Origin of the sequence: Flavobacterium magnesitis (genome assembly GCF_041729735.1) — a bacterium.
Taxonomy (GTDB): domain Bacteria; phylum Bacteroidota; class Bacteroidia; order Flavobacteriales; family Flavobacteriaceae; genus Flavobacterium; species Flavobacterium magnesitis.
In genome coordinates this window covers 56283-68835 of sequence record NZ_JBCFQK010000017.1, presented here as the reverse complement: position 1 = coordinate 68835, position 12553 = coordinate 56283, and the positions used below count along the sequence as shown (strand labels likewise).

The 12553-nt window shown below is 34.7% G+C and carries 6 protein-coding genes; 1 reads left to right on the top strand and 5 read right to left on the bottom strand.

The annotated features are described in order from the left end of the window. Positions 1–31: 31 nt before the first annotated feature. The 4 genes from AAGV33_RS11940 to AAGV33_RS11925 form a co-directional block, all read right to left on the bottom strand. Positions 32–1234, bottom strand: coding sequence for a DUF4861 family protein (locus tag AAGV33_RS11940; RefSeq protein ID WP_373392252.1), 1203 nt, complete (start codon positions 1232–1234; stop codon positions 32–34). Positions 1235–1352: 118 nt separating this feature from the next. Beyond that, on the bottom strand, positions 1353–3515 hold the full coding sequence (locus AAGV33_RS11935; protein ID WP_373392251.1) for a family 43 glycosylhydrolase: 2163 nt from the start codon (positions 3513–3515) through the stop codon (positions 1353–1355). A gap of 30 nt (positions 3516–3545) precedes the next feature. After that, a complete protein-coding gene (lacZ, locus tag AAGV33_RS11930; protein ID WP_373392250.1) occupies positions 3546–6668 on the bottom strand; it encodes a beta-galactosidase, LacZ type in 3123 nt (1040 codons plus the stop codon). Between the two features lie 38 nt (positions 6669–6706). Then, positions 6707–8041, bottom strand: a complete 1335-nt coding sequence (locus tag AAGV33_RS11925; RefSeq protein WP_373392249.1) for a BNR repeat-containing protein — start codon at positions 8039–8041, stop codon at positions 6707–6709. A gap of 333 nt (positions 8042–8374) precedes the next feature. On the opposite strand from AAGV33_RS11925, the gene AAGV33_RS11920 reads away from it, so the two are divergent. Beyond that, positions 8375–9373 (top strand): GntR family transcriptional regulator, encoded by a 999-nt coding sequence (locus AAGV33_RS11920; protein WP_373392248.1) that lies wholly within the window; start codon positions 8375–8377, stop codon positions 9371–9373. A gap of 175 nt (positions 9374–9548) precedes the next feature. Here AAGV33_RS11920 and AAGV33_RS11915 read toward each other — a convergent pair whose 3' ends face one another. Continuing rightward, positions 9549–12533: a glycoside hydrolase family 2 protein gene (locus tag AAGV33_RS11915; protein ID WP_373392247.1), complete on the bottom strand. Its 2985-nt coding sequence runs from the start codon at positions 12531–12533 to the stop codon at positions 9549–9551. Positions 12534–12553 lie beyond the last annotated feature (20 nt).

The following is a 12553-nucleotide window of genomic DNA, read 5'->3' as shown; positions in this document are numbered from 1 at the left end:
TGTAAGTTTTAGCGAAACTACAAAAAAAGATTTATTTATTTTCTTTTATCGTTATCCTAAGAGGATTAGCTAACAATTTAGCTTGTTTTTGTAATAAAGTATCCCAATCGGCTTCGTTCATAACCTGACCACTTTTTTGCCAGGCAAAACCAGCATAATAAGTCAGTTTATTTTCTTCTGGATGCATTATTACTAACAAATTGCTTTGGTCTTTTTCTTTAGAAATATTCGAAAAAGCATCGCTAACTAACTTTGGATTCAATACAATTCCTTCACCTAAGAAAACGCCATCAATTTTTTCAGCATGACGGAACCAACCTTCTTTTTTGTTGATTTTCACTTCGCCTTTATTGTCATGCAAAGAAATTCCTGTGGTGAAATTTGGAAGTGGTTTATTGGCATCAATCGAAATTTCGAACTTAGAAAAATTCGAACCTAAATCTAACGAAATTCTTTTGGTTTCCTTCACCTGATAGGAACTCCAAGGCGCATAGGTCAATTCGAAAACGGTGCGCAAAGGTCCAACAGCAATGGTTTTATAACTCACAAAGTTTTTAGAAACTGCCAGTTTATTATCTTCCCAAATTCCAGTTCCTCCAGTTCCACGACTTGCACCCACATGATATGGATCATAACCTTCGCCGTGATCGATATGGTAATAACCTGGTTTTTTCACATTCTCGGCATACCATTTATTGATGATTGATTTATCAGTTCTTTTAAACCAAAGATCGATTCCACTGCTAAGTGTTCCTTCGGGGCGATTTTCTTCTACTCTTTTTTGTGCATCAGGACCATAGGTTCTAAAAGCTACTTTATCATTTTCCCAGGCATAATCATCCGTTCGCTCAGGAACAAAACGAGAATAGGTTGTAATTGTACTTTCGATCAACGGAATTGTTTCATCAAAAACCACTTGATAACTTGCTTTGGCTTTAGCCGCAACCTCAGCCTGAAACAACAATTCATCTGAAATTCCGTCCTGATTGTAATCAATCCACTGCAAAAACAAATATTGCTGCGTTCCTTCTTTTTTAATTCGGAGTTCCTTTTCCTTTTTTCCTTTTATCAAATCCGAAAGCTGCTTTCCTGAAACAGAAACAATTTCCTGACGAGAAAAATCGAGCTTATTTTTCACCAAAATTTTCGCTGATTTGTTTTGTGCATTAGCCGATATCGAAAACAATAAAAACACCAATGAGCACTTAAACATCAAATTAATATAGTTCTTCATAGTTTATAACACTGCTTTACTTTTTAATTTACCATTTAAATATTTTATTTCACCATTAAGAAATTAAGGAAATTTAGACTTAATGGTCTTAAATGCTTAATGGTGAAAATGCTTTAATTTATTTCTTAATAGGCTGAATTCCTTCTAATGTTGGTTTTACAACAATGATATTTCCTTCATCGTCAAAATAAAGTCGGTCGATACACACTTCTCTATTGTATCCTGCTGCACGCCCCATAGTGATTCCTTTTGGGATAGTAAAACGATGATAAACCATATACCACTCATCAGTACCCGGAATCTGGATTACCGAGTTGTGACCAGTTCCGTAAATTCCCTGAGAAGGATCTTTAGCCAATATCAAATTATCTTTAGGTATCGTAAAATTTCCCAATGGAGCATTAGAAGTGGCATAACGCACTCTATAATTTTCGCTTCGTGTATCGTCTTCAGACCATAAAAAATAATATTTCCCTTTTCTATAAAAAACTTCCGTTCCTTCTCTAAAGGTATTATCTGGCTTTAAAACGGTCAACGTATTCTCTTTCACCGAAATCATGTCATCATTCAATTCGACTCCCACCATAAATCCGTTTCCATAATACAAGTAACTTTTTCCCGAAACAGGGTCAGTGAATACATCCGGATCAATAATTTGACCTCTGGTAATTCCGTTAGGCTTTGTAGCTACTAATGGTTTTCCAATATCTGTAAATGGACCTTGAGGATTATCGCTTGTCGCCACACCTATTTTGGCATCTCCAGTATAATAAAAGAAATAACGGTATTCTCCATTTATTTTTTTCTCGGCTGCTGCAGGCGCCCAGGCTTTTACATCTGTCCAGGAAACATCTTTTTTCAGATCTAACAAAACTCCATCATCGACCCAATCCACTAAATTAGTGGAAGAAAAACTCTTGAAGTAATCGCCACTCCATTCATGAAAACCATCGCTGGTAGGATACAAATGAAAACGATTGTCTTTATTCGAATACAAAATTTCAGGATCAGCATAATACCCTGTCAATGAAGGATTATTTCTAACAACCACTTCGACATCAAAAGAGGTTTTTCCTAAATCGCCCATTTCAAAATCATACTTTACCGCCTTTTGAGAAAAATCCTGAGCTCCTGAAGGACTCACCGTTGCTCCTTGATTTACTTTGAATTCGGGATTAAAATTTTTCAAATCTGTTCCGTTTTTTACAGGAAGCAACATCTTTTTGTTTTGAACATCAGCAATGACATTGTTTTGCTTAATTGCCGCCGATTGTGCTCCTACAATTTCACTGTTTGGAAACCAACCGAATGTATTAATTAACCTTTGGGCTTCCGATTTGGTAATTGGTAAAACTGTACCGTGTCTTGGATGGAAATTCATTGAAACACTTTCGTCAATTACCTTGAAATTTTCCAAATCAGTCGAAGATGTAAATTGGTATTTTCCTTTTCTATACATATCGTACATCAAAATATAAGTATCCGAATTGTTTAGTTTGAAAACACCAGAACCTTCAACGGATTCATTGGTTTGATCCACATATTCGTCTTTCAAAACATATCCTGAAGTCAATTGGTTCGAAATGGCTAGTTTAATTCCTTTATCGGCTGTGTCTTCTGTTTTTAAGAACAAATGAAATTTCCCATCTTTTTCTATAATATCAGCATCGATACAAGACCCATTCGTTGGACTAAAAAACAGTTGTTTTGGAACTGTTTCCAAAGCAGTAAAATCTTCATTGGCATACGAATAATAAACAATGTCTTTTCCACCCGGTTGCAACATCGAGAAATACACCATGTATTTTTTAGCCTTCGCATCATAAATAGTTTGTGGTGCCCAAACACGTGTTACATCCTTAAAACCAGTAAACACTTTTGAAATATCTACTTTTGAAGAAGTCCAATTCACTAAATCAGTCGATTTTAAAAGTACCATCGCCTGGTTATCCCAGCCATTGGCAGTTTGCAAATCGGTTACCGTCATGTAAAACGTTTTGCCATCGGCAGCTCTTAAAATATGTGGATCACGAACGCCGCCTGTTGTACTTATCTTTTCAGAAGCAATAACGGGTTTGTTGTCATTTAAAGCATAATAATTATAACCGTCTTTGCTCAATCCAAAACGAATGGCTTCTTCCGTTTTTCCATTTCCTGTGAAATACACAAATAAGTAAGCACTGTTGTTTTCAGTTACTTTTTTAGTGGCACTACAAGACGAAAAGAAGACTAAAACCAGACTTATCGAAATCGTTAAAAATGCGGATTGTATTCGTTTCATATTTATTGGAAACATAATTTCATTTTAATATTAATTATTTGGAGCCATCAAACTCAAGGTATAACTGTAAGTGTAGTTTGGAGCTTTAAGCAAATATTGTTCATGCGGAAGTGCTCCCCAACTAGTATCTCCACCCAAACCACGTTGTGCTAAATCTACGTGTACAAAAACAGTATCCTGTGGTTTAACATCATTAGTATGACGTTGATTTTTTGTTGCTCCCGGATCTAATGATTCTGTAGAAACATTAAGTGTACTAAAACCTAAAGTTTGTTCTCCTGTAATTTTCAATCCTAATCCGTTACTGTTTTGCAAACTAAACCAACGTGTATCCGTTTTATACCCGCATTCCTGTGGACGAATGTATTCCCAAATAAATTGATTTGCTACTTTGTCTTGATAGGTTCCCACAAAAGAAGCTGTTTTTCTATCCGAATAATTTTCTAATGGTCCACGTCCGTAATAGCTCAAATTTTCATAAGCACCCGGAAGTTCCAAACGCATTCCAAAACGTGGCAATTCTGGTAATTTTTTATCGGTCATATCAATGGTAGCAGTTACTTTTATTTCTCCGTTATTTTGGATTAAATAATTTACGGTATAAGCTGCTTTAGTTCCTGCTAAAACGTATTGAACGTCAATCGGCAAACCTTGTTCTGTTTGTTTACCAACCGTAACCGATTTTACTTCAGGATTCAAATGCGCTTCTTTCCAAACAACTAATTTCTCTTGCATTTTGTTTCCAAAATCATTGTCCGTTGGTGCTCTCCAAAAATAAGGTGTTGGGAAATTAGTGATAACCTCAGCATTTTCATTTTTAAAATTATAGCTTTTAATTTCTCCTTCAGTCAAGTCAAAAGTTCCAGCTACTGTTTTGGTTTCGAATGCTACAATACTTCCTTTTTTCTTGATTTTTAATTCCTTCTTTTTCGAAATATCCGATGTTTTTTCAACAAAGAAGTTTCCTTCTCCAATGGCAAATTGTTCTCTGGCTAATTCATGATTCACCGGAACTAAATCAGTTGCTGTCTTAGTATACGCATAGACATTCAAGAAATATTCTCCTTTTTCATTTAAAGTTTCAATTGGCAAATCAATCGTTACACTTTGTTCTGGATCACAATCTACATTGAATGTTTTTTCCTGAACCAACTGACCATTTTTAACTAATTCGAATTTGAATTGGTACTGATTCAAATTGGTATAATGAAAAATATTTTTAATTGTCAATTGGTTTGATCCTTTTAGACTAAACAAAATATCCTGATATACTTTTTTAACCTCAGCCAGTCCCGGATGCGGCATTCTATTAGCACTAATCAATCCGTTTGCACAAAAGTTATCATCATTTTGAAGATCTTTTCCGCCTAAATCACCACCGTAAGCATAAAAAACAGTTCCGTTTTCGTCCTTAGTTTTAATTCCCTGATCTACCCAATCCCAAATAAAACCACCTTGCATGTGCGGACTGCTGTTGATAATATCAAAATATTCCTGAAAATTACCATTACTGTTTCCCATAGCATGAGAATACTCACACATGATAAAAGGTCTTGGTTTATCGGCTGCAGCGTAGTCTTTCATGTATTTTATACTTGGATACATTGGCGCCACAATATCTGTATTGGCGTTTTCTCTAGCCTGTTCAAATTGAACTGGTCTTGAAGTATCTTTGCTTTTCAACCATTTATAAGCTTCATAAAAAACCGGACCATTCGCACATTCATTACCCATAGACCAAATAATAACCGAAGTATGATTTTTATTGGTTTCTAACATACGTGCTATACGATCCAAATGAGCTGGTGCCCATGCTGGCACATAAGCGGGATGTAAATTTTCGTCTAATTTTTGTCCGTCCACACCCATACCGTGCGTTTCAATATTGGCTTCATCCACCACATACATTCCGTACTCATCGCATAACTCATACAAATAAGGATCGTGCGGATAATGACTCATTCTAATAGCATTGATGTTATTTTGTTTCATCAATTCTAAATCTCTACGCATTGTAGGTCTGTCAGGTGCATGACCTTTGGTTTCGTGATGGTCGTGAATGTTTACTCCACGCACTAGCATTACTTTTCCGTTAACTAAAAGTTGGGCGTTTTTAATTTCTACTTTTCTAAAACCAATTTTCCCATAAACCACAGAATTTTCGGTAGGATTTGCACTTTCTAATTTTATAACATAACGATACAAATAAGGCGTTTCCGAACTCCATTTGCTTACATTATTAATCGTTGAATTAAACGCAACTTCCTTTGTAGCATTCGTCACTTTTTTAGTTTCGCTGTATATTTTTTTGCCTTGAGCATCTAACAAAGTCAATGTAAGATTGGCTTTTTTGATTTTATTTTGCTGAAAAGCTCTTAATTGAACCGTAGTTTTAAAAAGACCATTGGTATAATTTTCGTCCAAATCGGCATTTACAAAATAATTCCAAACTGTTAATTTAGGAGTCGCTTGCAAATACACATCGCGTTCAATTCCGCTTAATCTCCAGAAATCCTGATCTTCTAAATAGCTTCCATCGTGCCAACGGAAAACCTGAACCGCCAATACATTGTCTCCTTTTTGTAAAAAGGAAGTCACATTAAATTCGGCTACAGATTTAGAAGCTTTGGTCATTCCTACTTCTTTTCCATTTAGAAAAACACGAGCATATCCCGAAATAGAATTAAAGCACAACAACACTTCTTTTCCGTTCCAATTTTCAGGCACTGTGAATGTTTTTCTATAGCTTCCTACTGGATTGTAATTATTGTCTACAAAAGGCGGATTCCTTGGAAATGGATACGTAATATTAGTATAAATAGGAATATCATGTCCTTGCATTTCCCAGTTAGACGGCACTGGAATAGTAGTCCAACTTTTATCATCCAAATCTACTTTGTAAAAATCCTGAGGACGATCGGCTGGTTTTTTAACGATATTGAATTTCCAATCTCCGTTTAAACTTTTATAATATGAAGATTGCTCAGGTTCGTTAGTAATTGCCGTAGCTTCGTCTTGATGTAAAACAAATGTAGCCCTCCCTGCTTCTTTGTTTCTATCTACAATGCTTGGATTTTCCCATTCATTTTTTTGTTGCTGTGCTGTAATAACTTGCACGGCTAACAAAAGCGACAAAATTATTTTTCTTCTCATTCTTTGTTTATTTTAGTGGTTTTTAGTGTTTTCTTAGTTTATTTAGCGGGCATTAAAGGTAACTTTTTTAATTCTAAAACTTGTACGGGTTGTGGTGCTACCTTTGCTAATCCCTCTCCATCGGCCTGGCTTACATTTTGAGAAAAAATGTGTAATTGTTTTTTCTGCTGCCAAAGTTCTTTATCGAAATTAGGTTCCCATTGACCAACAGTAAACTGGCTAACATCCTTTAATTGCCATTGTTTTTTTTCCAAATTAGTATATGCCAATGTAATTTTGTTGTCTCTTTCTTCATCTCTGTAAAGCAAATACAACATCGATTGATGAACTAAAATTTCAGGACGTGAAATTGGAATTCTTTTAGTTCCTCCACCTCCTAAATTGAATGTTTTTTGATGAAAATTAGTATTGAGTAAATTCCATTTTCCGTCTAATAAATAAACTACTTTGTATTGCGGAATACCATCGTTATTCCAATAGCTTGTAATGTATGGTTTTCCCGAATCATCCACTGTCATGGCAGTTTGATTGATTAAACTACTGTTTTGAGGCACATACCAGGCGTGTTCAGCAGTAGCTTTAGTAATTGGTAAATTGTATTTCTCTCCTGTTGATTTCTCCCAGGTTTTCCCGCCATCGGCAGAAAAAGCATAACAAATATCATGATTCGTGGAAACATCCCAACTTTCTCTCCAAACCCATGAAATATAAATTCCTTTTTTGCCTACGCAAATTTGCCAATAGGCAGAACGTTGATTCTCACCATCAATTAGATTATTTTGCAACGAAGTCCATTGTTTCGTTTTTACATCATAGGATTTCATAATCATATTTCCTCTTCCTGAAGCTCCTGATCTATAACAAAACAGCAATTTCCCATTAGGCAAATTATGGAATTCAGGATAGGTTACTCTTGCCTCATCTTTGCCCGTCATGGATTGTTCTTCTCCTAATTCTAAACTAAAAGGCGTTTTGCTTTTGGCATATCGCAAGCGCGTATCATGATGATCCCAACTTACATGAAGATAGCCTTCAATATCTATTGCAATGCTAATATCGTTGTGTGCATCCTTTACATTTCCGCTGTAAGGAGTAATTACTACATCCCATTTTTTAGCATTCAGCTTGCGTTTGGCTAAAACCATTTTTCCTTCAGGATTATAATAAGCGGTATATTGAATTCCTTTAAAACTAGTAAGGGCACTGTTTCTAAAAATAACAGTATTAACCGAATTATTGCTCCATCCCAAACCAATTTCTGTAATCTTAGTTTTCAACTGAGCATTCATTGTAACAGAAAAAAAAGTCATTATTAAAAACAAACTTTTAACAAATAGCTTTTTATTCAATTGATTTCTGGAAATAATATTCATCTTTTTTCTTTTATTAAAATGCCCGATTTATAAAGCTTTTAAAAAATATCTTCAAAAAAATTTAGAATAAAATAGTAAATCTGTTTTTTTTAAGACAATATTTTTATTACATAGCTAACAAATGTAGTTACAACAATTATAAATACAAACCAGTACCAACCAGTTTTTCGATTTATCTACCAGATAAATAAGCTACTACAGTATAAATCTTAAATACAAAACAGCATTCATTAAAAAATAACCTTAAAAATCAGCAGTTTTAAAAATCCAAACCACAAAACCATACCACTATATACCGGTTATTTTATATATTTATAGCCTTAAAATTTTCTTATGAAAATCATCTCCATAAACAAAAGACAAAACCTTCCTAAGTACAAACAGATTATTTTATCTATAGAAATATCTATTGCCGAAAAAAGGTTAAAAAGAGGAGACAAATTACCGTCTGTTAATAAGGTTTCTCTAGAATTTGGGATTTCGAGAGACACCGTTTTATTAGCTTATGACGAACTGAAGAAAAGAGGGATTATTTATGCCATATTAGGGAAAGGCTATTATGTAAAAAGTGAAGATTTTAGTTTTGAACAACGCATTTTTTTATTGTTTGACGAATTGAATGCATTCAAAGAAGACCTCTACAATTCGTTTATGGAAACCATCAATCGAAATGCACAAATAGATATTTTCTTTCATTATTTTAATCCCGAAGTTTTTAAAAAACTCATCCATGACAATAATGGAAATTACTCTAAATACATCATTATGCCTACCAATTTGGCTAATGCTGCCTCAATAATTAAAACCTTACCTGCAGAAGATGTATTTATTCTTGATCAAACCAATTTGGAATTAAAAAACTATCCATCCGTACATCAAAATCACTCTAAGGATACTTTTAATGCCTTGGAATCGGGTAAAAATAAAATTGAAAAATATAAAAAACTCATCTTGATTTTTTCCAGTTACAAACAACCTATAGGAATGCGAGAAGGTTTTATTGATTTTTGCAAAAAACATCAATTTTACTATGATATCATTTCTAATTTCGAAAACAATGAAATTCAAAATGGTGACGTCTACATTATTCCCGACGATCGTCATTTGGTAAATGTAATCGAGCAATCTAAAAAACAAAAACTCATTATAGGACAGGATTTCGGAATTATATCCTACAATGACACTCCGTTAAAAAAAGTAGTTTCGGACGGAATCACAACCATATCCACCGATTTTAAAGAAATGGGCTGTGTACTAGCCGAGCTAATTTTAAACCAAAGAAAAGAACAAATTGAAAACAAAAGCAGTCTTATAGTGAGGAGTTCTTTGTAAAATCTAATTTCAGAAAACCTTATTTTTAATCACAAATAGGTTCTTTTTTCAGTTTCAGTTGCTTGCTATTAATATGTTTTTCTTTAAAAAAACCTATCTAAGTAAAACAGAATACTTAGATAGGCGACTAACTAACCGAAACCAAACCTTTTATATTATTATTTTTCTCGTAATATTATTGAATTGGTTCATAGAATTCTACCTCAACAATAGGCAACTGAGGTACTTTTGTATTTCCTTTTTTCAATCCTGCTTCATCTACTTTTCCGGTAATTTCAACCAAATTAATGACATCACTATTTTTAGCATCTCCTATTAACTCAATTTGGACTTTTTTACCTTTTGTTGGAGAAAACTCAAGAGTTACATATCCTAAACTAGTAGGCGTTACTCCTTCAAAAACATTCTTGTTATCTATTAAAATTCTAATTGGATACTTTTTACTTCTCCAGCCAGCCAGCTTTAGTACTACTTGATTTACATTAGCTTCACGCGTTAATTCATACTCTATTTTTGCACTACCTGAACCATTAGACCATTCTGTCAATTCGTTATCGTCATAGCTTTTATAGGCATCTTCTTGATTCGAATTGGTTTTGACTTCAATAATCTTTATTGGTAATCTTGTTCTTTTGAAAGATGGAGTTGTTGGAGTTGGTCCTTTTTCTGTAAAAGACGGCAAGTTTTCATTTGGCAAATTCACAGACAGCTTTCCTAAATCAGTCTTAATTGTTTTCACTGTGATAGCATCGCCTTTAAGCGAATCAGAAGTTGCCTTAATTTTGATTTCTCCTTCCGTTTCAGTTGACCTGACCATAATTCGGTTGACACCACCTTCTACCGGAAGACTGCTCGCTCCAATATAATTATCTGGTCCTTGCGCAATTCCGCCCACAAAAGTCCCTTGTCCTTTTACTTCAAAATCAATCATATTTAGAGCTGTAGGACAACGATTGCCTTTGTCATCCACCACTTCTACTTGCACAATGGCCAAATCATTTGCATTAGCCAAAGTTCCTCCTGGTCTTTCGATTGTAGTTAATTTAAGTGCATAAGGTTTTCCAGCAGTACGAATTTCCGTTTCACAAACTTGTTTTCCTGATTTATCATAACCAACAGCTTTGATCGTGCCTGGTTTGAATTGAACATTTTTGAAAGTAAACAAGAATCTTTTACTTTGAATACCTTTTCCGAGACTCTCTTTATTGACAAACAATTCTACTTCATTAGCAGTAGAAATTACCGTAATATCTTTGGTTACTTCTTTTTCATAATTCCAATGCCCTACAATATGCGCTTGTGGTTTTTCGGTATCAACCCAACCATCCCAAATTACCTGATGTGCATAGTAATTATCTTTTGGAATTCGCATTGGATCCACTTCACCACTTCTTCTGTAATTTTCCTGCCCTCTATAATGCGTATTCGAATCACTAAAAATAATGTTTACTCCACCCGAACTGACACGCTCTCCAGTTCCCGGACGCATTTCCCAGTAGTCGTACCAACGCTCTACATTTTCAATAGCGTGCGTATCCTGATTGCGGTTGTAAGCACTAGCATCAGCTACTTTTGAACCATTTACATTACTATGCGTTGTTCCGCCAGTTCCATTTTTATGATATGGAGGTGTAAATTCATCCCAATATTTACGTAAACCTTCGTCTCTGCTGTATTCTGTAGCCCAAAAAGGAAGTTTTGCACTTTTATTGATGTATAACATTTCACCTCCGTATTCCGCTACTTTGCTATCTAACATTTCTCTACTTCCTATAGCTCGTCCTCCATAAGGATCGTAAGTGTTTCTGATCTCCACCATTTCTTTCATGTGTTCCTCCGAAATACTTTCGTTCCCTGATTCGTAGAATAAAATACTTGGATTGTTTTTATTGTAAATAATAGCATCGCGCATCAACTCCGTACGTTGTTCCCATTGACGACCTGTAACATCTTTTTCTGCATCTCCTGCTGGCATGGCTTGGATTAAACCCACTCGATCACAAGATTCTACATCTTGTTTCCAAGGGGTAACGTGCATCCATCTTACCAGATTTCCGTTGCTTTTTATCATCAAACTATTACTGTAATCACTCATCCAGGCGGGAACTGACATTCCTACTGAAGGCCATTCATTACTGGTACGCTGTGCATAACCTTTCATTTGAATTACTCGGTCATTCAAATACACCATTCCTTTTTCGAATTTTGTTTTACGGAATCCTGTTTGAATATTTACCTTATCTACTGCTTTATTGCCTAACAGAACTTCACTGCTAACAGTGTACAAATACCCATAACCCCAGCTCCAAAAATTAAGATTATCTAGAGCTTTAGATGCTTTTAAATCCTTTTTTTCATTTGGATTTATAACGAAAGAATCCCCTAAAAAAGAAGCCACTTCTTTGCCTTTCATATCCACCACAGTCACTTTCAATTTTGCATTAACTGCTTTTGAAAGTTCATTTTTTACTTGTGATGAGACATTTATAACTGCTTTCTTATCGGCTATATTAAAATCTGTTGCATAGACATAAGTTCCAGTTGTTCCCAAAGTAGAAAACAATGGTAAAGTTTGATACACTTTAGACTTTACATGCAAGAAAACATTCTTTGGTAGCCCTCCATAATTGGCATTAAAATTATTATTATTCCATTGAAATCCTGAACCTGAAACTTTTTCTTTGTATTTCCAGTCGTTATCTGTTTTTACCGCAATTACATTTTCCTGAGGAAACGGTTTTACATAAGGCGTTAAATCGAAACCAAAAGCCATTACTCCATTTTCGTGGCGTCCAATAAAAGTTCCATTCAAATAGACTTCCCCCATTTGACGCACACCTTCAAATTCGATGAAAACTTTTTTATCATTCGAATCTTTAGGCAATTGAAATGTTTTGCGATACCAGGCAATTCCCGTTGATAAATGTGTGATATCATTTTTAAAAGCCTCAGCCTGATTCCATGCAAAAGGAAGATTGACAGCAGTCCATTTTTGATCGTCAAATTCTGGTTTTATCGCTTCTTCAGCAGCACCAACATTTAATTTCCAACCGTAATTGAAATTGTATTTTTCTCTCTCTGATTTGTTTTCCTGTGCATTTACCATACTTGCAAACAACATTACAAAACTAAATGCGTATAAAACTCTTTTCAAATTCATTACTTAATAATTTATTAGGG

What these genes read in the sequence shown, in the direction of transcription:
- AAGV33_RS11940 (WP_373392252.1), bottom strand. Translation starts at nt 1,234, where the DNA reads ATGAAGAACTATATTAATTTGATGTTTAAGTGCTCATTGGTGTTTTTA.
- AAGV33_RS11935 (WP_373392251.1), bottom strand. Translation starts at nt 3,515, where the DNA reads ATGAAACGAATACAATCCGCATTTTTAACGATTTCGATAAGTCTGGTT.
- lacZ (WP_373392250.1), bottom strand. Translation starts at nt 6,668, where the DNA reads ATGAGAAGAAAAATAATTTTGTCGCTTTTGTTAGCCGTGCAAGTTATT.
- AAGV33_RS11925 (WP_373392249.1), bottom strand. Translation starts at nt 8,041, where the DNA reads ATGAATATTATTTCCAGAAATCAATTGAATAAAAAGCTATTTGTTAAA.
- AAGV33_RS11920 (WP_373392248.1), top strand. Translation starts at nt 8,375, where the DNA reads ATGAAAATCATCTCCATAAACAAAAGACAAAACCTTCCTAAGTACAAA.
- AAGV33_RS11915 (WP_373392247.1), bottom strand. Translation starts at nt 12,533, where the DNA reads ATGAATTTGAAAAGAGTTTTATACGCATTTAGTTTTGTAATGTTGTTT.